Raw genomic sequence first — 20959 nt, 5'->3', positions numbered from 1 at the left:
CGAGCGCCTGTCATGCACGACTCTGCGGACAAGAACGACGACCTCGCCAGAGCGCACTTCCAAAGCCGCACGCTCTACGAGCTTTTGTGCGAGCTCGATCGCGCCGATGACGCCTCGGAGCTTGCCCGCATCTTCCTGCCCTTCGCCATGGGATCGCTGGGCGTTGTCTCGGGGTTCGTGGTTCTTCGAGGCATTGAAGAAAATGCCTGCGGCGTCGAGTTCAGGGGATTGCAAGGCGATGACGCCAGACTCCGGGAAGGCTGCCTCGAACTTCTAGACAAAATATTCCCCCCCGGCGAGGCCAAGAAGGTCGAAGACATCCTGCCCGTGGTCCTGCACGGCCCGCATCTGGCGCGCGAGTTCCTGCTGCCCCCCGGCACCTGTCTGCTCATGGGCATCGTCGTCGCTCGGGACATCCGCGCCGTGGTGGGCTTCGGCCCAAGGCTCACTTCCGACCATTACGGCGACGAAGAGCTTTGGCTGCTGCAAAGCATGGCCCGCCATTTCGCCCTGGCGCTCAGGCGCGGACACGACGCTCGACGCATCCGGGCCCTGAACGAAAATCTATCACGGCAGAACGTCGAGCTCGAAAAATCCCTGGCGGCCATGGAAACGGCCCGCAACATGGCAGACCACCAGGCATTTCTCCTCGGCTCACTCTTCCAGGCGGCCAAAGACATGTCGGCATGTCTCGATGCCGAAAGCCTCGGAGCGGCCTTTCTGCTGCACGCCATGGGCGCGGAGTCCGCGCCCGGCGGATTCGTCGCCGTCTTCGACGAGCACGCGGGCTCCGAGCATCTGACCACGCGCGGTCTTTCTCCCTCCGACGCCGAATTCCTTTCCTCACCCGAAGGGCGCAAACTTCTCCTCGGCCTTTTCGTGGCCCAGAAGGACCGACTTCCGCGTCACATGGAATCCCAGGCCGTGGAAAACCCCGCGCTTCTCGAAGGCCTCCCCGGCCCGCCTGCCCAGGTGCTGCTCTTCGCCCTCGACGCCGAATGTCGCGGAGTGATGGCTCTCCTGCCCCGGCTCTCGCCTGGAACGCCGGGGGAAGGCGACCGCAACCTGCTCTCCTCGATGACCGCCACATTTCTGAGCGCTCTGGGACGCACGCGCGCCCATGAAGATTTGGCCAGGCTCAACCGCGACCTTGAAGCCGCGAACGCGGAGCTGCGCGCAACCATTGAGGAACTTCGCTCCGCACGGGTCGAGATCGGCCTCCTGGCAGAAGCACGCGACCGCATCCTCAATCTCGCTAGACGAGGCATTTCACGCGCCGGCCGCATCGCCCCGGCCGACTTCATGCTCATCTTTCTCGTCAGCATAAGTCTGGCAGTTCTCTTCAACGTATCCAACCCCGGAGGCATACCGCTTGCGCCGCGCCCTCTGCTCGAACCCGCGCCGAACTCGATAGCAGCCCTGGAAGCCGCCGCACTGGTCGCTTCGGGCGAGGCCGTGCTGCTCGACGCCCGCCCGCCGGAGTTCTTCAACGAACAACGGATCTCGGGAGCCCTGAACGCCCCGGCCGGGCTCTTCGACTTCGTCTACGCGATGCGGCTGGCCGACGTCGATCCAGACGCGCCGATCATCATCTACGGCCGCACCGTCAGCATGCTCTACGACGCCGAAGTCGCCCTGAAGCTCGGCGATCTCGGCCACCACGCGGTCTATGTGCTTAAGGGAGACTTCGAGGACTGGCACGCTGCAGGTCTTGCGGTCGAGGGACAACCATGAAAACCCTGATTGCTCTTCTCCGCCATCCCGCGCTCGCCCTCGCCTTCCGCCTCTACCTCGGCGGGCTGTTCATAAGCGCCGCCATGTACAAAATAAATTATGCTGCGGAGTTCACCACGACCATCGCCAGCTACCGCATGGCCCCTTGGTGGAGCGTAAACATTCTGGCGCTTTTCATGCCTTGGCTCGAACTGGTGAGCGGCGTTCTGCTCGTGGCTGGCTTCCGGGTCAAGGCTGCGGTATCCGTCATCGCTGGTCTCATCGTCCTGTTCACCATCGGCATCGTGGTCAACCTGCTGCGAGGCGCGGCCATCAGCTGCGGCTGCTTCCACACCATTGACGACCCCATCAGTTGGTGGACCGTGGCCCGCGACCTGACATGGCTCGGCATGGCGGTGCACGTCTACTTCTTCGACCGCTACCTGCAGATCGACCGGGCCCTCGTTCGCGACTTGAAGGAGATCGGCACATGACCCGCAAATCTCTCGTCATAAGTCCTCTGCTCGTCGTCGCGCTTCTCCTTGCCCTTGGTTGTGCGCGGACCGGAGTCTCTGATTTGGCGGGGCGCTGGGAAGCGAAAACCGAAACCGGAGTCGTGGTGCTGATCCTGAACGAGGATGGCAAGGGAGCGTGGCGCACGGAAATGGACGAAGTGACCTTCAGGTGGTCCGTGCGCGACGGTCGGCTCATGCTGCACGCCAAAAGTGGCGGCGTGGTCGCTGCGGCTTTGCCCGTCGAGGGAAGGCTTGAACTGGACCTGCCCAGCGTGGGGACATTGCGGTTCACTCGGGTGGAACGCGGAAAATAAAATGAGCCGGAGGGTGGTTGGACCCTCCGGCTCGGCTGGATGGTCTTCCGCCATCGCGGTTCGGCGGTTGACCCTGGAGGGGAGAGATGTGGCCGGGAGCCCGAAGGCTCCCGGCCGGTTTTTCTAGACGCCGGTGAACGGCTTCGCCAGTCCGGCGAACAGCGACCGCCGGGACAAGGGCCCGGAGGGGACGCTCGCTTCGGCCACGGCGAAGGAATGGTACAACGCCGGATCGTAGGGGAAGAGGAAGATGACCCGGACGGTGTCGGGGTTGCCGAGTACCGCCTTGGGGAACTGCTTCTTCACTTCGGCCAGACGCGCGTTGGCCATTTGCAGGATCTCGTCACGATCCCCGAAACGCATGGCCGACGTGGGACACGACTGGACACAGGCCGGAAGCAAGCCGTTGTGCACCCTGTCGATGCACATGTCGCACTTGCTCCACAATCCCGAATCCTCGCACTGACGCGGAATATTGTAGGGACACAATTCCTCGCCCTGCATTCCCTCGATGGCCTTGGTGGCGTCGGTGAAGAGCACCGCGCCGGTCATCTCATCGATATGCACGGCATTTTCGTCGAAGGCGTCGCCCATCATCTTGCAGGGCGGCTCGGTGCAGTGGCGGCACTGATCGGGCATGAACAGCCAATCCAGCTTGCCGTCGACCACGACCTCGTTGAAACGCACGAGTTTGTAGGTGATGAATTCCAGATCCTTCGGGTTCTGGTGCGATCCCCAGTTGGCGGTTTCGCCTGCGGGCAACTTGTGCCATTGTTTGCAGGCCACCTGGCATCCCCTGCACGCGGTGCAGCGGGTCAGGTCAACGAAGAAGCTCTTACCCATGGTCTGCCTCCTTACGCCTTCTTGACGTTGACCATGAAGGCCTTGGTTTCGGGAATGCCGGTGTTCGGATCACCCACGGAAGCCGTCAGGATGTTGGCCGAGTCGCCGCCATTCTTGGGGTAGAGCCATCCGTAGTGCCACGGGAAACCGACCTGGTGCACGACCTGACCGTCGATCGTGAAAGGCTTCAGACGCTTAGTCACGATGGCGATGGCCCACATGGAGCCGCGCTGACAATCCACGATCACCTTGTCACCGTTTGCAATGCCGCGCATCTTGGCCAACTCCTCGCTCAACTCGCAGAACATCTGCGGTTCGGCTTCGAGCAGCCAATCGGTGTAGCGGGTCATGAGGCCCGTCTGCCAGTGCTCGGTGACGCGGTACGTCGTGCCAACGAAGGGGTACCTCGGGTCGCAGACGGCCTTCTTTTCCTCGGAGAAATGCAGCGCCGTGGGGTTGTGCAACTGCTTGGAGAAGGGATGCGACGCGATGGGGCACTCCATGGCCTCGTAATGCTCGGGGAACGGGCCGTCGGCGGCGCCGGGGCCGTAGAGTTGGGCCATTCCCTGCGGCCGCATGATGAACGGATGCTTTTCGCCGGGCTTCCAGCCGCCGTCGGGCACGTCGCCCACCCATTTGGAGCCGTCCCACTCGATGACGGCCTTGTTCGGGGCGAAGGGCTTGCCCTCGGCGTTGACCGAGGCACGGTTGTAAATGATACGGCGGTTGACCGGCCAAGACCAAGCCCACTTCGGGTACAGGCCAATCTTGGCCTGCATCGGGCTCTGCTCCTTGCTGCGCCGGGCAGACATGTTGCCGTCTTCGGTATATGAGGCACAATAGATCCAGTTGCCCGACGAGGTCGAACCGTCGGCCTGGAGCATGGCAAAGCTCGGCACAAGGGTCCCGGCTTTGTAGGTCTTGTCGCCGATGGTCACGTCCTTCAGGAAGTAACCGTTGATGGCCTTGGCGACCTTGTGCGGATCGAAGTCGTGATGGTCGTTCCCGTAGTCCCAGTAGACGTTCTTGATGGGGTCGGGGAACGCGCCGCCGTCCTTTTCGTACAGCGCCTTCACCTTCTTCATCAGCACCATGATGATGTCGCCGTCGGGCATGGTGTCGCCCAGGGGCTTGGGCCCCATGTAACGCCACTGCATCCAGCGGCCAGAGTTGGTGATGCTGCCCTCCTTCTCGATGGCCACGGCGCAGGGCAGGAAGAAGACCTCGGTCTTGACCTTCGAGGGATCCATGTCAGGTCCCTTCCAGAAGGAGCCGGTCTCGTTCTCGAAGATGTTCACGTTGACCAGCCAGTCGAGCTTGGTCAACGCCTCACGGGTCTTGTTCGAGTTGGCGCCGCTGCACGCCGGGTTCTGGCCCCAGGCGAAGAAGCCTTGGAACTGCCCCTGCAACATCTTGTCGAACATCACCAGCCAGGAATAATCCTTGGAAGAGAGCGTCTCGAGCTTGGGCATGTAGGTGTACGCGGTCTCGATATCCACGTCCCGCCACATAGCCTTGAGCAGACTCGCGATGTACTTGGGCGTGTTCTGCCACCAGTTGGCGCTCTTGGGATCGTTGCTGACCGGGGTGGCGGCCTTCACGTAATCGGCCAGGGTGGGTTGCGCGGCCAAGGGCGTGCGCATGTAGCCCGGAATGATGTGGAACAGGAGTGCCTGGTCCGTGGAGCCCTGCACGTTGGATTCGCCGCGCAGCGCGTTGACGCCGCCGCCGGCCATGCCCATGTTGCCCAGAAGAGTCTGGATGATGGACATGGTGCGGATGTTCTGTACGCCCGTGGTGTGCTGGGTCCAGCCCATGGCGTACATGATGGTGCCCGACTTATCGGGCTTGCCGGTGGCCGCGTAGGCCTCGTACACCTTGACCAGATCCTTCTCGGGAGTGCCGCTGACGCGCGAGACGGTCTTCAGGTCGTAGCGCGCGTAGTGCTTCTTGAGAAGCTGGAACACACAGCGGGGGTTTTGAAGCGTGGGGTCTTTCAGGGGCTCGCCATCAGGGCCGAGTTCAAAGTTCCACTTCGACCGGTCGTAATTGCCGGTCTTCTTGTCAAGGCCGGAGAATACGCCGTCCTTGAACTCGAAGTCCTTGCCCACGATGAAGGACGCGTTGGAATAGTTGTTAACGTAATCCTTGAACCACAGATCCTTGTCCAAGATGTACTTGATCATGCCGCCCAGGAAAGCGATGTCCGCGCCCGAACGGATCGGAGCGTAGATGTCGCACTTGGCGGAAGTTCTGGTGAAACGGGGGTCCACGTGAATCAGAGTGGCGCCGTTATCCTTGGCGCGCATCACCCACTTGAAGGAGATGGGGTGGTTCTCGGCCGGGTTGGCGCCCATCATGAGCACGCAATCGGCGTTCTTCAGATCGATCCAGTGGTTGGTCATCGCGCCGCGTCCGAACGACTCTGCCAGAGCCGCAACAGTAGCGCTGTGTCAGATACGTGCCTGGTGTTCGATGAACACTAGGCCCAGGGCGCGGAGGAACGTCTGGTAGATCCAGCACTCCTCGTTGTCCATGGCGGCCGAGCCAACGCTGGCCATGCCCTCGGTGCGGTTGACGACCTGCCCCTTGGCGTTGGTCTTGACGAACGTCTTGTCGCGGGTTTCCTTGATGCGGTGGGCGATGCGATCGAGCATCCAATCCCAGGACATGGGCTCCCAGCGATCGGAGTACGGAGCGCGGTACATGGGGGTCAGGACGCGCTTGTCGTTCTCGGCCAGTTGCCAGAGCGACGCGCCCTTGGCGCACAGCGAACCCTCGTTGATCGGATGGTCGGGGTCGCCCTCGACGTTGATAGCCCGGCCAGAGCCGTCCTTCGCAGTGTGGACGATCAAGCCGCAACCCACGGAACAGTAGCAGCAAACCGAAGTCGTTTCCTTGGCCCAGCGGGTCTTGAGCAGCTGAGCCTGGGCCGCGGTGGGCGAAAGGTCGAAACCAAGCCCCCCGAAGGCCGCTCCGGCAGCTGCAACTCCGCCGAGTTTGAGGAAGTCGCGCCTACAGACCTTCATCACGTGCCTCCTTTTGTGGTTGGCGGTCAAGAACCGCAGCATTCCCGCCCAAGCATCACCTGCAGGGCATACCCGTGGGCGATGGGATGGCCGGGAACGGGCCGACGTTCAATCAGAGGTCTCGCCTTTTGGATGCGGCGGACTCGCATCGCGACAGCCCGGGCGGCCACCGGAGCTAGGTCGAACCCCAACCCGGCGAACGGAAGGCTTGCAGCGTGCTTCGCTCTTTCCATGCGGCACTCCCCTGGTCCATCACGCTTCGGCACCATGCCGATGCGTCGTTCCAAAATGGCTGTTATGACAGGGATGCGTCAGGGAAATGGAAATGGCAAAACAATCAGGATTGCGCGAAGTCTGGCACCAGGGCGCAGAGACGGTCGGCCAAAAGAGGGAAGAGATCCTCGCCCCGATGGTTGTACCGGAACTCCAGTTCCTTCAGATAGAGCGGGAAGCGGCGCGGGGTCACGCCGTTGAAACGACGAAGGCGGGTACGGGCGAAGGCCCAGAAACTCCCCGAGAGCGAATCCACGTAGGCGCTCTTACCCCGGATGTTGACATAGTTGAAGGTCAGACGGTCGTCGCCGCAGAACATCAGCGCGTCGTATCGCTGGAAGCGGTCCGTATAAACGATGTTGCCCATGCGCGTCAGCTTGAGGCTGAAGTGCAGGTTGAAGTGCAAGACGTTCTCCGCCTGCACATGTGGCAAAAGATCGATGAAGACCCAGCCGTTCTTTTCGATGATTCCGAAAACAGGATAGCGGTTTACGGCCGCATGCGCTTCCTCTTCCGGGGTGTCCGTGAGTCCCAGGTCTATTCCGGAAGACGGATGCAGAAGCTGCGGCGCGTCCAGCGCCCCGGCCAAAATGGCGAAACGAAGCGTGGTCATGGCCTTGTACACGGTGTTGTAGGACAGTCTGAGTTCCGGAGCCATCCGGTTGGCCGTGAGCTCCAATTCGAAAAGCTTGAGCAGCCGCAGCCAGTCGCGGCAGGAAAGACCGCCCCGATTAACGAAACGTCTTGTAAATTCATGAAAAGTGTAACGGCACCCGCCGCAACGCAGGCGCTGGTCTGCCAGGCGGTAGAGCCGCTGGCACGCGCAGCGCGGGCAGCGCGGCTTGGAGCCGTTCAGGCAGCGTTTGAGGAGATAGCGCCGGGCGGCCTGCTCGCTCCTGACGTGGCGTTCGTATTCGACGAGATCCATGCCGGCCGTCCGTTACCCGCCTATGGAGGCCATCCGCTTCAAGGCCACGGGCGTCCCGTTTTTTCTGGCGCGCAGGATATCCACGCCCACGGGCTTCACTCTGAGCGCACGCCTAAGGACATGCGCCAGACGCCCCACCGAGACGCGAGAGCGCACCAGAGGTTTGAGCCTGAACTCGCGGTCGGAGAAGAGGCAGGTGCGCAGCCGCCCGTCGGCCGTGATGCGCAGGCGGTTGCACGTGCCGCAGAAATGATTGGTCAAGGGCGAGATCACGCCGAGCCTGCCCTTTCCCCCCTCTATACGGAACATCCGTGCGGGGCCGCTTTCGCCGCTCTGCGACTCCACGGGAACGAGCCGGGCAAGCCGGGCTGCCTCGGCCAGGATGTCCTCGGCCGACCAGCAGGCGCGCACGTCCCAGGGCACGCCGTCGCCCATGGGCATGTGCTCGATGAAGCGCACATCCAGCGGCAACCTGATCGCCAGATCGAGAAAACCGGGCAGTTCGCCGTCGTTCACGCCGCGCATGGCCACGGCGTTGATTTTGACCTTGAGCCCGGCTTCGAGGCATTCGTCCACGGCCGTGCGCACGCGCGAGAAGAAGTCGCGCCCGGTGATGCGCTCGAACGTCGCAGGATCGAGGGTGTCCAGGGAAATATTGATCCTGCGTACTCCGAGATCGGCTAGACGCCGTGGAACGTCAGTGAGCAACGTGGCGTTGGTGGTCAGGCGCAAATCCATGTCCGGATGGATGTCGCGCACGGCGGCCAGGAAATTCAGGAACCCCTTGCGCACGAACGGCTCACCGCCTGTCAGACGTAGCTTGGAGATGCCCAGTTCGCGGGCCGCGCCGATGAGCACGAGCATCTCCTCGTAGCTCAGGATTTCACCATGGGGAAGGAAGCGCATGTTCGCGCAGTTCCAGCAGTAGGAGCAGCGCAGGTTGCAGCGGTCCGTGACCGAAAGCCGCAGATAGCTGACAGCCCGGCCATGGCTGTCCGTGGCGCGCTTCGCCGCCGCGACGTTCCCCGTCGTGGTCATGCTGACTCCTCCGCCCGCCGCCGCTCCAGGGCGTTGAGCACTGCGAGGTCGGCCGGAAAATTGATGTTGAAAAAAGGCATGGCCTCCTCGCGTGAATACGGAATATGGTGTCTGACCGCCGGAGGAAAGATGCCGGAAAGCTTACGCTCGCCCCTCGCCAGGGCGCTTTCGATAACCTCAGCCGCGCCTGGTTCATAAATCGATACCAGTGCCTCGATGTACCCGGTCTCCACCTGTAAAAAGGTCGTCATAAGCGTGTGCTCCGGCCGCATGGCCCATGCCGTAAGCAACGCGTCCAGATGCTCATCGTCGAGCAGCGGCAGATCGCAGGAAGTCACGAGGCACGACCTGCCTGTGGAGCGCAGCGCCGTCATCACTCCAGCGGCCGGGCCATGTCCAGGCACGTCGTCCAAACGCCAGGGAACATCCAGACCGTGCGGAGCCGGATCGCGACCGATGACCCAGACTTCCGGCAAGCGCGCGAGAAGCCTGCGCACGGCCAGCCCGAGCAAGTCGCCGCCCCGGTAGGGCACGAAGGCCTTGTCGCGGCCGAGCCGGGTGCTTTGCCCTCCGGCCAGTACCACGCCGCACGGCGTGCCTGGGACGTGCGGCGTGTTCACGACGCGCCCCGGGACTCGCGAACGCGGGTCGCCATGTCAGAATCCCCAGGCCGAGAGCGTCGGTCGGCTAAGGCCCTTTTGTGAGGCCAGCATGTCCAGGGCCAGGGACTCAAGATCATCGAAGAGCGGCAGCGACGTCTTGTCGAGGTTCCGAAAATCGACGGTCTTGATATAACCGTTGCACGATCGACAGACATTGACCATGTACCCCGGCTCGTCGGGCGAGTCGAAGTACTCGAGCTTCTCCATGTCCTCCTCCAGACAGTAAGGACACTGCAACCGCCGCGCCCTGTACTCGGAATGGCAGAACGAACAGACGAGATTGCGATAGCCCTCCTTTTCGCGCAGGCGGCCAATGAGCGGCAAGCTGCCGCACACGGGACAGTGGCCGTGCGGCCAGACCGCGTCGAGTCCGGCTTCACCGACCACAGCCTCGGCCAGAGCCTCGATAAACGGCGTGGCCGACGCCTGGACCAGGAACGGAATCAGGCGGGGAGTTTCGGGAGTCAACTCGCACAACCGCGAGAAGTGTTCCGCATCATCCGCTATGAAACGGGCGAACGCCTCCGAAAAGTCGAAGGTTCCCTCTTTCTCCGCCTCCTCCAGCAATTGGACCGACCGCGCCAGCGCATCGCCCTGTTCACGGGCGAGATTCTTGAGGGCATCCATAAGCGCCGAAGCACGCTCGACATCGACGACGAAGCTGTGCCGGGGTAGAAGCGGAGCGCCTTGCGCATGGCTGGCCGCATCGCAGCGGCTTGCTTCGGGAATCGAAGCAGGAGAGGCTTGGGCACGAGCATCGAGCTGCAATTTTCGGGCTTTTGCCAGAAGTTCCACAAGGCCGGAGGGCAGCGCGTCTTTTCCGCGCAACGAAGCAACCTTCTTGTCCAGACGACGGGATTCGGTGGCGAGGTCGAATGTCATGGCGACTCCAGGTGAGGTTTCTTTTTGAATTGCCCATCCCGGCCTCACGCGCCAGAACAGGCTTCTTACTCTTATTTTGGAACAAAATAAGACAAAAATATATTAAATTAAAACTGGATAAGGAAATATATCCCAAGCTAACAGCTGGCATTGCAGCTATTTTTTTGCACCTCGGTTTCCATTTCATTATCTCGTTATCCCTTGTCGCGATAGTATGCACGTGCCATTCATATGCCAAATCACCAATAAGCCCCTGTCCCTTCACAAACCCTCATGAATATGCCAAACGACACATAGGTCACAGTTGGCATAAACAAACTTCAGGAGGCTGTTATGCGGATTCTTTCGATTCTTGCCCTCGCACTGTTTCTGGCCACCGCGCCCGCTGCGGCGCAAACGCTCATGATGGCGACCACCACCAGCACGGAAGATACCGGCCTTTTGGACCAACTCATGCCCATGTTCACCCAGGACACCGGCATCGACATCAAGTGGACCTCCACGGGAACCGGCAAGGCCCTGAAGATGGGCGAAAACTGCGACGTGGACGTGCTCATGGTCCATGCCCCGGCCGCCGAGAAGAAATTCGTTGAAGACGGATTCGGCACGGCCCGCAACGAATTCATGTACAATGATTTCGTCGTCGTCGGTCCGACCGCCGACCCGGCCGGGATCAAGGGCGACAGTTCGGCCAAGGCCCTCGCGGCCATCGCCTCGACCAAGGCGCTGTTCATCAGCCGGGGCGACGATTCCGGCACCCACAAGGCCGAGCAGACGCTGTGGAAGAAGGCGGAGCTTCCCCTGCCCGACAAGGAGACGTGGTACGTGCAGGCGGGCCAGGGCATGATGCAGACCCTGATGATGGCCGCCGAGCGCGGCGGATACGCCCTGACCGACCGGGGTACCTACATTTCTTACGAGGCCAAGGCCGGCGCGGCTCCCGCCCTGGTCATCCTGGTGGAAGGCGACGACGCGCTGAAAAACCAGTACAGCGTAATCCCGGTGAACCCTGCCAAGTGCCCCAATGCGCAGCTCGGTGCGGCCGAAAAACTGGCCACCTGGGTCGCTTCCGAGAAGGGACAGAAGGCCATCGCGGGCTTCAAGCTCGAAGGCAAGCAGCTCTTCTATCCCAACGCGAAATAGGCTGGCAGGCCGTTGAAAACGCACCGCCTGCCGCGTTGCCGCAAAGAGTTCAAATCCTCGCGTATTCCTTGATACGCATCGGCCTTGAACTCTTCTTGCGCCTTGCATCCGGCGCGTTTTGAACGGCCTGCGGAATGGTGTTTTTCGACAATTTGTCATAGACCCCGTGGGGCGTCGCGATATGCGCCATGCCCCACGGCCTACAGACCTCAACACGTGAGACGCCATGGATTTCCTGCTCGATGGCCTGCGTCAGGCATTACTCCTCATCGCGACTTTCGACCCGGCTACCTTCTCGACCATCGGCGTCACGCTTCGCGCCTCGGCGCTGGCCCTTTGCGCCGCCATGCTCATCGGCGTACCCACAGGCTTCGTCCTGGGATATTTCGACTTTCCCGGACGCCGTTTCCTGCGCCTGATCACCGAGACACTTCTGGCCTTCCCTACCGTGGTCATCGGCCTTCTGGTCTACGCCTTTTTGACCCGACACGGCCCCCTGGGCGACCTGGGTCTTTTGTTCACCATCCCCGGCATGGCCATCGGCTTGGCGATCCTCGGCCTGCCCATTGTCACGGCCATGACTGCCGTGGCCGTGGAAGGCATCGACGAGGACGTACGCCAGACCATCCTGACGCTCGGCGCAAGTCGATTGCAGGCGGTCTGGTGCTGTCTGACCGAAACCAGGCACGCCATCGCCTTGGCCGTGGTCACGGCGTTCGGCCGCATCGCCACCGAGGTCGGCATTGCCATGATGATCGGCGGCAATATCAAATGGCACACCCGGACCATGACCACGGCCATCGCCCTGGAAACGGGCCGGGGCGAGTTTGCGCAAGGCATCGCCCTGGGCATCATATTGCTGCTCATCGCCTTCGGCGTGAATTTCTGCGTGGCCGTGCTCAGGCGTATGGGAGGCTCGCAATGAACCAAGCTCCTCCCATCCTCTCCGTACGCGGGCTCATGCACCGCTACCGCGATCGCACGGCCCTCGCCTTGGAGAACTTGGACATTCCCAAGGGAGTCATTCTGGGCATCCGGGGACCGAACGGTTCGGGCAAATCGACGCTTTTGCGCATTATGGCTTTTCTGCTCACGCCAAGCCAGGGGGAGATATTCTTTCACGGCCGCCCGGCCTTGGACCCGGCCGCGCTCAGACGACGCGTCACGCTGCTCGTGCAGCGGCCAGTACTGCTCAAGCGTTCGGTCTTCGAAAACGTGGCCTACGGCCTGCGCGTGCGCGGCAAAACAGCCGATCTCGACAAACGCGTCGCCGAGGCCTTGCAGACGGTGGGGCTCTCCTTCGATTCCTTTGCGCGCCGTTCCTGGCGCGAGCTTTCCGGTGGCGAGGCGCAGCGCGTGGCCATGGCCGCCCGACTGGCCATCCGCCCGGAGGTCCTGCTTCTCGACGAACCTACGGCCTCGCTCGACGAGGAGAGCGCCGAGCGCATCACGGCTGCGGCCAGAGCTGCCCGCGACATGCACGGTACAACCGTGGTCGTGGTCAGCCACGATCTTGCCTGGCTCTCCGAACTGTGCGAACACATCCTGCGCTTCATGCCGGACGGCTCGCTCGCCCCGCTCGCACCGCACAAGGAGGAATGCCCGTGATCGCCATCAACGTCGTCGGCTTCAAGAATTCGGGAAAGACCACCACCTCGGTCCGGCTGGCCGCCGCCTTGGCCGCGCGCGGGCTGTCCGTGGCCGGGGCCAAGTTCGCCGACTGTCATTTCGACCGCGAGGATTCGGACACGGGCAAGCTCTCCAAGGTTTGCCGCGTGGTGGCGGGCCTTTCGCCCACCGAGGCCATGGTCATCTGGCCGCGCAGACGCTATCTGCCCGATCTGACGCCGCTTTTCGAATGCGACGTGCTGGTCGTGGAGGGCGGCAAGGAGCTTGGTTGGCTGCCGCGCGTGGTGCTTCACCGCACGCCCGAAGAGCGCGAGGCGCTCTCACCCGAACTGGCGCTGGCCGAGTTCGGAGGGGCTGGAACGGGTCGCGAGGCATCGGACGAGGACATCGCGCGGCTGGCCGAGACGGTCATGGCGCGCGGCTTCTCCCTGCCGGGCCTGGACTGCGCCTCCTGCGGCCGCCCGGACTGCCGCGCCCTGGCGGTGGACATCGTGGCGGGCAAGGCTTCGCCCGACGACTGCCAGGCCATGGGCAAGGAGGTGCGCATCGACGTGAACGGCGCGCCCCTGGCGCTCAACCCCTTCACGGCCACGCTCGTCAGCGGAACGATCAAGGGCCTGCTCTCGGGCCTCAAAGGCTACGCGCCCGGCACCGTGACCATCACCCTGGAAGGTTGATTCAGGCCGTCTTGAAAGCACCGTCTGCTAGGCAAGCGAGAGTCTGCTGACCTCGATCACCTTGTCCAGGGACGAGATACGGTCGATGGTGGCGTACAGGTGCGCCGAATCGCGCACCTCAATGGTCAAAACGATGTCCGAGGTCTTGTCCTCGCTGGAGAGGAAAGTGCCGGAATCGATGTTCACGCCCTGTTTGCCCAGGATGTCCGCGATCTGAGCCAGCGCACCCGGCACGTTGCGGGCCTTGATGCTTATCTTGGCGGGATAGGGCTTGTCCTCCTGCCCCTCCCAGGAGATCGCCATGAGTCGCTCGGGTTCGAGATTCTTTACGTTCGGGCAGTCTGCGGTGTGCACGGTCACGCCCCGCCCCCTGGTGATGAAACCCACGATGGGATCGCCGGGCAAGGGATCGCAGCACTGGGCGTAGCGCACGAGTACGTCGTCCACGCCCTTGATGCGCACCTTGTCCGTGGACAAAGGCTTGTGAGGCTCCTCGTGCGCGGCCTCGGCCTGGGGCTTCTCATCCTCGGCGGGCTTGGGCAGCAGGCGGTTGAGAAGCTTCTTGGGCGTGATGCGCGAGTAGCCCACGGCCGAGAGCAATTCCTCCACGTTCTTGAAGGAGTACTCCTCGGCCAGCGGTTCGATGGCTCCGGAATGCAGGAGCTTGTTGAAGTTCAGGCCGAGCTTGCGGCCCTCCTTTTCGAGCATCTCCTTGCCCAGAGCGATGCTGCGGGTGCGCTCCTCGGTGCGGATGAAGTGCTTGATGCGCGAGATGGCCTTGGCGGTCTTGACGAATTTGAGCCAGTCGCGGCTCGGCCTGCGCGAGGGATCGGAGATGATCTCCACGGTGTCGCCGTTCTTCAAGCGCGTGGAGAGCGGCACGAGCTTGCCGTTGACCTTGGCTCCGGAACAGCGGTCGCCCACCTGGGAGTGGATGAGGTAGGCGAAATCAACGGGCGTTGCGCCCTCAGGCAGTTCCTTTACGTCGCCGCGCGGGGTGAAGACGTAAACCTCGTCCGCGAAGAGGTCGAAACGCAGGTTGGACATGAAGTCGCGCGGATCCTTGGTCTCCTGCTGCCAGTCGAGAATCTGCCGCAGCCAGGAAAACTTCTCCATGTCCCTGGACTTCATGCCGAGCTGCGATTCCTTGTACTGCCAGTGGGCGGCCACGCCGTATTCGGCCAGGCGGTTCATCTCCTCGGTGCGGATCTGGATCTCGATGCGCTCCCCGTCCGGTCCGACCACCGTGGTGTGAAGGCTCTGGTACATGTTATTCTTGGGCATCGAGATGTAGTCTTTGAACCGGCCGGGCACGGGCCTCCAGGTGGCGTGCACGAGTCCGAGGACCGCGTAGCAATCCTTGAGACCGCCGACCACGACGCGAAAGGCGATGAGGTCGTAGACCTGATCGAAGGTCAGGCCCTGCTGCAGCATCTTGTTGTAAATACTGTGCAGATGCTTGGTGCGGCCCATGACCCGTCCCTGGATGGTGTTGGCTTCGAGCATCTCCTCCAGCAGGCCGATGACCTTGTCGATGTACTCGCGACTGACCGTGGCGTGGCGCTCCACGCTCTTCTTGAGCTGCTTGTAGGCGTCGGGCTTGAGGTATCGAAAGCATAGGTCTTCGAGTTCGACCTTGATCTGGTGCAGTCCCAGACGGTTGGCCAGTGGGCAGTAGATGTCGAGCGTCTCCTGGGCGATGAGGCGCTGTTTGTGGGGCTTCATGAAGTCCAGGGTGCGCATGTTGTGCAACCTGTCCGCAAGCTTGACCATGAGCACCCGGATATCCTCGCTCATGGCCAGGATCATCTTGCGGATGTTCTCGGCTTGGGCCTCCTCGCGCGACTCGAAGACCATCTTGCTGATCTTGGTCACGCCGTCCACGACGTGCGCCACCTCGACCCCGAACTGATCCTTGATCTCCTCGATGGTGGCCTTGGTGTCTTCCACAGTGTCGTGCAAAAGCCCGGCCGCTATGCTGGCCTCGTCCAGGCGCATCTCGGCCAGGATGGCGGCCACGGAAAGAGGATGCGAAAGATAGGGCTCTCCGGACTGCCTCGTCTGGCCTTCGTGGGCCGAGGCCGAAAAGACGTAGGCCTTTTGGATCAGGGCCATGTCCGGATTGGGAATGTAAGCCGCGATGCGGTCGATGACCTCGCCGATGCGGATCATGGGCGCATGGGGACGCTGTTCGGAGGTGGTCATCGTTTTTGCCGTCATGGGGTGGGAGTGGGCCGACCCACGCCCGGATCGATCCACCAACGTTCGAAGTTGTGTGTAATGCCCGCGGGGGCTGGTTCTATCCCTCGTATCCTGGCGCTCACCACGGGCAAAGCGTAGGGAACGTAGAGGAAGCAGTATGGCTGATCCTCGTGCAATATCTCCTGAATGCGGTCGTATACCCGCTTGCGGACCGCGAGATCAAGGGTCTGCCTGCCCTCTTCCAGGAGCCGATCCACCTCTTCGTTGGCGTAGAAATTGTGGTTCAGGCCGTGTGGCCGCATCTGCGACGAATGCCAGACCGTATGGATGTCGGGGTCCACAAGGACGTTCCAGCCCAGGAGCAGGGCGTCGAAACGGCCCGGATTGACAAACTCCTGGATAAACGATGCCCACTCGATGGTCCGAATCTCGACCTTGACGCCGATCTCGCGCAGCCTCTCCTGGATGATGATGGCGGTTTTGGCGCGCTCTTCGTTGCCTTGGTTGGTGACGATGGTGAAAGCGAATGGACGGCCGTCTTTCTCCAGCACGCCGTCGCCGTTCTCGTCGCGCCAGCCCGCCTCGGCCAGCATGGCCTGGGCGCGTTCGGGATCATAAGGGTAGTCCACGATTTCTTCGTTGAAAACCCAGGTGCCCGGCTTGTAGGGGCCCACGGCGGGAAGCCCAAGGCCAAAGAGCACGATGTCCACGATCTCCTGCTTGTTGATGGCGTGGGCCAGGGCTTGGCGCACCTTCTTGTCCTCGAAGATGGGGTGCCGCAGATTGTAGCCGAGGTAGGTGTAGGCGAAGGCGAGATAGTCGTATTTGCGAAAGTCGCGCTCCCAGCGCGACCCCGTGGTCTGGAAGAGGTACTGTTTGGGCGTAAGCGTCATCATGTCCAGATTGCCCGCCTTGAGCTCCAGGAATTGCGTCCCGGTGTCGGGCACGATGCGCAACACCACCTGGTCGATGTAGGGCCGTCCCTCGAAATAGCGGTCGTTGGCCTGAAGGATCAGATGCCGTCCGGGCACCCACTCCCGGAGCACGTAAGGTCCCGCACCCACAGGATTGCGCGAGCGCTCCGTTTCGAGCAGGTTCTCGTCCTCCAGGATGTGGCGCGGCACGATCTCGCCCGCCCAGGTGATGAGCGAGCGGGCGAAAACAGTGTCATAGATCACCTCGAAGGTGTAGTCGTCGACGAGCCTGAACTCCTTCACGGCCAGGTAGTCCTCGGCGTAGGCCGTGGGGGTGTTAGGGTCGATCATCATATGGTAGGAGAATTCAACGTCGCGGGCCGTGAGCGGCGTCCCATCCGCCCACACGATGTCGCGGCGTAGCACGAAACGAAGCCGCCTGCCTTCGTCAAGCACCTCCACCGATTCGGCGGCATAGGGTACGAGTTCGAGGTCTTTGTCGTACTTGAGCAAAGAGACATAGAGCAGATTGGTCACGGACGAGGAAGACGAGTCAGTGGCCAGCCGGGGGATGAGGTTCGAGGGCTCGCCGATGGTCGCTTGAACGATGCGGCCACCATAGACGGGCGTGTCCGCACGCCCCGCCGTCATGCCGGGCTGTGCCTCCGCCCGACGAACCTCTTGCTCTCCTTCGCTCCCGTCCGCACGACGCCCCGAATCGCCGCACGCGGCCACGGCGCACCCGAAAACGACCATCATACAAACGATGTAAAACCCGCGACGCATTCTTGCTCCTTTGCGGCCGACAATTCCCGGCTGGGAACAAAGTATGCGCATATCCGGGGAAAAAGCCAAGCCGGTCTTGCTAACTTCCTGGACTTTGTTTAGATGGGACCGATGCTTACACATGCGGTCCCGCATACTGCCGGACGAGTCGTCCTCAACATGGACCGCTGATTTTCGGGGGAGATTCCGAAGGGATGAAACACGAGGACGAGGATCGCGCACGCTCGATCCTCTCGCATTTCATTGCGGACAGCGTACCGGAGTACATTCGCGAAGGCGCCCAGAACATCCTTGATGACGGCGGCGTGCGCAAACTTTCGTTGCAAAAACGCGAACAGACCTGGGATGTGGATGCCCAGATCCAGGGCGACGATTTCCAGAACTACGCCTCGGAACTGAGCCTGAATCTCGGAGACGGCAACGTCAGCCATTACTGCAACTGCCCAGACCACTCCTTCGGCGTCTGCCGCCACGTCGGAGCCAGTGCACTCAAACTCCTGCAATCCCTCGAAACCGCTCCGGATCGTGACGAGGCTCCGGCCAAACCACGAGCGGACTGGCGGCAATCCTTCCGCACCTTCTTCGCCTCCGAGCACGAGCCCGAGGCAGGCAAGCACTACCTCATCTATCGCTTCCATCCCGAACCCGAACGCCTGCAAGTCGCCTTCTTCCGGGCCCGGCAGAACAAATCCGGCCTCTCCCAGGTGCAATCCGAAGTCACGCTGGCCCAAATCATGGAAAACCCCGAGTGGTGCGAGACGGCTCCGCTCCTGCCCGAGGTGGCCCACCAGATCGGCAACTTCCTCGACTACACGGGCCACAGGGTTGATCTGCCGCCGGGCCTCCTGACGTGGTTCCTGTGGGCGTTGCAAGGCGAATACTATCTTTTCCAGGGCGATACGGAACAACCCGTGCGCATCCAGCGCAAGACCATGCGACTGCAGCTCACCCCGCAGCTCGGCGACGACGGCGTGACCTTCGACCTCATGCTCTCGGCCGAGGGCAAACCGCCCTTCTCCATCAGCGGCCACGAAGTATTCCTCTACGGCCAGATGCCGCTGTGGGTCTTCTGGAAGGGCGCCTTCTACCCCGTCCAGACCGGCCTGGACGCCCGACTCATCAAGGAAATATTGGGCCAGAATCCCATCGTGCCCCATGCCGACATCTCTGAATTCCTCGATCGCGTCTGGACCCGGCTGCCCGCCTCGGACCTGTACGGGCAGGAGGAATTCCTGGCCCGCATGGATCCCATCTTCGCGCCCGCCACGTACAATCCCAAGCTTTTCCTGGACGAGGAAGGAAGCCTCCTGACGATCCAGATTCAGAACGTGTACGAGACCGAGCACACGGAAGTGGCCCTGCCCGGCCCCAACCCCGATTTCCAGACCGGCTCGTACTCCTACGAGGGCAAGTCGTTCCTGCTGCGACGCGATCAGATCGCTGAACAGGATCTCATGAACATGCTCCAAGAGATGCATTTTCAGCCCCGCTCCAACTCCATCTGGTTCCTGGAGCAGGAGGAGGCCATTTCCTTCCTGCTCGATGCCTACCCGAAGCTCGTGGAGCGCTATCGGGTATTCGGAGAGAAGAACCTGACCCGCTACAAGGTCCGCCTGGCCACGCCCGTGGTCGTCGGTGAGATCAAGAGCGAGGACGAGGGCGAGAAGTGGTTCAACCTTGAGCTTTCCGTGGACTACGAGGGACAGAAGGTACCCATCGAGAAAATCTGGGAAGCCTGGACCAAGGGCAAACGCTATGTGCAACTCAAGGACGGCTCGTACACGAGCCTGCCCGAGAGCTGGCTCGAAAAGCTGGCCCACAAGCTCAAGGCCTTGGGCTTCGATCCGGAAAAGCCGCCCCAGACCAAGTTCAACCAGTTCGACGCGCCCGTGCTCGACAAGCTCGTGGAGGACCTCGACGAGGTCCACACGGATTCGTTCTGGAACACGCTGCGCGAGCGCATCCACAACTTCAAACAGATCACGCCGGTCAAGGTGCCCAAGGGACTCAACGCCACCTTGCGCCCCTATCAGCAACAGGGCCTGTCGTATCTCAACTTTTTGCGTGAATACGGTTTCGGCGGCATCCTGGCCGACGAGATGGGCCTGGGCAAGACCGTGCAGACCCTTTCGTTCCTGCAGCACCTGCACGAGAGCAAGGTAGAGGGGCCAAGCCTCATCGTGGTGCCCACCTCGGTCATGCCCAACTGGGAGCGCGAAAGCCAAAAATTCGTGCCCGGCCTGAAAAGCCTGGTCATCTACGGCGCGCGGCGCGAGAACCTCTTCAAGCAGATCGCCGAGTCGGACATCGTCATCACCACCTACGCCCTCTTGCGCCGCGATCTGGACGAGTTGGAGAAGGTCGAGTTCGTGGCCCTGATCCTGGACGAAGCGCAAAACATCAAGAACCCCAACACCATCACCGCGCGCTCGGTGCGGCGCATGAACGCCAAGGTGCGCCTGTGCCTCTCGGGCACGCCCATCGAGAACAACCTCTTCGAGTTGTGGAGCCTGTTCGAGTTCCTGATGCCGGGCTTTTTAGGCTCGCAGCACTCGTTCCAGCGCGGCATCGTCAAGCCCATCAAGGACGGCGACGAGGAGACCCTGGCCTACCTGCGCCAGCGCGTGAAGCCCTTCATCCTGCGCCGCACCAAGGCCGAGGTGGCCAAGGATCTGCCGCCCAAGGTGGAGACGGTCCATTACTGCGCCCTGGCCGACGAACAACTCGAACTTTACGCGGCCCTGGCCAAGAAGCTCAAGGATCAGGTCATGCGCGACGTGGACGAGAAGGGCATGGCCAAGTCGCAGATGTCCATCCTCGACGCCCTGCTCAAGCTCCGCCAGATCTGCTGCCATCCGCGCCTGCTCAAGCTCGACATGCCCGGCGTGTCCACCAACCTGCCCTCTGGCAAGTTCGACGCCTTCAAGGATCTGGTCACGGACATCATCGAGGAAGGCCACAAGGTGCTGGTCTTCTCGCAGTTCGTGCAGATGCTGCACATCATCCGCTCCTGGCTACAGATCAACCACATGCCCTTCGCCTACCTCGACGGCGCGTCCAAAGACCGTTTCGAGCAGGTGGACCTCTTCAACAACGACCCCAACATCCCCATCTTCCTCATCTCGCTCAAGGCGGGCGGCACCGGCCTGAACCTGACCAGCGCGGACTACGTGATCCACTACGACCCGTGGTGGAACCCGGCCGTGGAATCGCAGGCTACGGACCGCACCCACCGCATCGGTCAGACGCGCCAGGTCTTCTCCTACAAGATGATCTGCCAGAACACTGTGGAAGAAAAGATCCTGAAGCTGCAGGACATGAAGCGCGGCATCGCCGACGCCATCATCCCCGGCCAGGACTCCTGGAAGTCGCTGACCCGCGACGATCTCGAAATGCTCTTCGATATCTGAT

The 20959-nt window shown here is 62.0% G+C and carries 16 protein-coding genes; 8 read left to right on the top strand and 8 right to left on the bottom strand.

Annotated elements, in window-relative coordinates; all coding sequences use genetic code 11:
• Window positions 1-12: 12 nt before the first annotated feature.
• The 3 genes from DSAT_RS15000 to DSAT_RS13545 are packed head-to-tail and all read left to right on the top strand — an operon-like array spanning window position 13 to window position 2542.
• On the top strand, window positions 13-1734 hold the full coding sequence (locus DSAT_RS15000) for a rhodanese-like domain-containing protein (RefSeq protein WP_020888102.1): 1722 nt from the start codon (window positions 13-15) through the stop codon (window positions 1732-1734).
• On the top strand, window positions 1731-2207 hold the full coding sequence (locus DSAT_RS13550) for a MauE/DoxX family redox-associated membrane protein (RefSeq protein ID WP_020888101.1): 477 nt from the start codon (window positions 1731-1733) through the stop codon (window positions 2205-2207). Before DSAT_RS15000 ends, DSAT_RS13550 begins: the two co-directional genes overlap by 4 nt.
• Window positions 2204-2542, top strand: coding sequence for a hypothetical protein (locus DSAT_RS13545; protein WP_020888100.1), 339 nt, complete (start codon window positions 2204-2206; stop codon window positions 2540-2542). Before DSAT_RS13550 ends, DSAT_RS13545 begins: the two co-directional genes overlap by 4 nt.
• Before the next feature lie 123 nt (window positions 2543-2665).
• Here the strand turns inward: DSAT_RS13545 and DSAT_RS13540 are convergent, their stop codons facing one another.
• From DSAT_RS13540 to DSAT_RS13510, 6 genes are all read right to left on the bottom strand, one after another.
• The gene (locus tag DSAT_RS13540; RefSeq protein WP_020888099.1) at window positions 2666-3385 is read right to left on the bottom strand and encodes a 4Fe-4S dicluster domain-containing protein; all 720 of its coding nucleotides are present in this window, start codon (window positions 3383-3385) and stop codon (window positions 2666-2668) included.
• An 11-nt stretch (window positions 3386-3396) separates the two neighbouring features.
• A complete protein-coding gene (fdnG, locus tag DSAT_RS13535) occupies window positions 3397-6414 on the bottom strand; it encodes a formate dehydrogenase-N subunit alpha (protein WP_152490336.1) in 3018 nt (1005 codons plus the stop codon).
• 337 nt (window positions 6415-6751) lie between these two features.
• Complete coding sequence (locus DSAT_RS13525) at window positions 6752-7615, bottom strand: transposase (protein ID WP_020888096.1); 864 nt, start codon at window positions 7613-7615, stop codon at window positions 6752-6754.
• 12 nt (window positions 7616-7627) lie between these two features.
• Window positions 7628-8653, bottom strand: a complete 1026-nt coding sequence (moaA, locus tag DSAT_RS13520; protein ID WP_020888095.1) for a GTP 3',8-cyclase MoaA — start codon at window positions 8651-8653, stop codon at window positions 7628-7630.
• Window positions 8650-9273: a molybdenum cofactor guanylyltransferase gene (locus DSAT_RS13515; protein WP_020888094.1), complete on the bottom strand. Its 624-nt coding sequence runs from the start codon at window positions 9271-9273 to the stop codon at window positions 8650-8652. The genes moaA and DSAT_RS13515 overlap by 4 nt, the downstream gene beginning before the upstream one ends.
• Window positions 9274-9309: 36 nt before the next feature.
• Window positions 9310-10197 carry a formate dehydrogenase accessory protein FdhE gene (locus DSAT_RS13510; RefSeq protein WP_020888093.1) on the bottom strand — a complete coding sequence of 296 codons (888 nt, stop codon included), beginning with the start codon at window positions 10195-10197 and terminating at the stop codon, window positions 9310-9312.
• Window positions 10198-10530: 333 nt separating this feature from the next.
• Between DSAT_RS13510 and DSAT_RS13505 the strand changes: the two genes are divergently transcribed.
• The 4 genes from DSAT_RS13505 (at window position 10531) to DSAT_RS13490 (ending at window position 13646) form a co-directional block, all read left to right on the top strand.
• Complete coding sequence (locus tag DSAT_RS13505; RefSeq protein WP_020888092.1) at window positions 10531-11340, top strand: ABC transporter substrate-binding protein; 810 nt, start codon at window positions 10531-10533, stop codon at window positions 11338-11340.
• 226 nt (window positions 11341-11566) lie between these two features.
• A complete protein-coding gene (locus DSAT_RS13500) occupies window positions 11567-12265 on the top strand; it encodes an ABC transporter permease (RefSeq protein WP_020888091.1) in 699 nt (232 codons plus the stop codon).
• Window positions 12262-12948 carry an energy-coupling factor ABC transporter ATP-binding protein gene (locus DSAT_RS13495; RefSeq protein WP_020888090.1) on the top strand — a complete coding sequence of 229 codons (687 nt, stop codon included), beginning with the start codon at window positions 12262-12264 and terminating at the stop codon, window positions 12946-12948. The genes DSAT_RS13500 and DSAT_RS13495 overlap by 4 nt, the downstream gene beginning before the upstream one ends.
• Window positions 12945-13646: a molybdopterin-guanine dinucleotide biosynthesis protein MobB gene (locus DSAT_RS13490; RefSeq protein WP_020888089.1), complete on the top strand. Its 702-nt coding sequence runs from the start codon at window positions 12945-12947 to the stop codon at window positions 13644-13646. Before DSAT_RS13495 ends, DSAT_RS13490 begins: the two co-directional genes overlap by 4 nt.
• A 27-nt stretch (window positions 13647-13673) precedes the next feature.
• Here the strand turns inward: DSAT_RS13490 and DSAT_RS13485 are convergent, their stop codons facing one another.
• Window positions 13674-15818 carry a RelA/SpoT family protein gene (locus DSAT_RS13485; RefSeq protein ID WP_040371324.1) on the bottom strand — a complete coding sequence of 715 codons (2145 nt, stop codon included), beginning with the start codon at window positions 15816-15818 and terminating at the stop codon, window positions 13674-13676.
• Window positions 15819-15862: 44 nt separating this feature from the next.
• Window positions 15863-17548, bottom strand: coding sequence for a peptide-binding protein (locus DSAT_RS13480; protein ID WP_020888087.1), 1686 nt, complete (start codon window positions 17546-17548; stop codon window positions 15863-15865).
• A gap of 194 nt (window positions 17549-17742) precedes the next feature.
• Between DSAT_RS13480 and DSAT_RS13475 the strand changes: the two genes are divergently transcribed.
• Entirely contained in the window at window positions 17743-20958 is a 3216-nt protein-coding gene (locus DSAT_RS13475) for a DEAD/DEAH box helicase (protein ID WP_020888086.1), read from the top strand.
• The last annotated feature ends 1 nt before the right edge of the window (window position 20959 follow it).

Source organism: Alkalidesulfovibrio alkalitolerans DSM 16529 (genome assembly GCF_000422245.1).
GTDB classification, from domain to species: Bacteria; Desulfobacterota; Desulfovibrionia; order Desulfovibrionales; family Desulfovibrionaceae; genus Alkalidesulfovibrio; species Alkalidesulfovibrio alkalitolerans.
The sequence above is the reverse complement of the archived record's forward strand: the minus strand, read 5'-3'. Positions and strand labels throughout refer to the sequence as shown.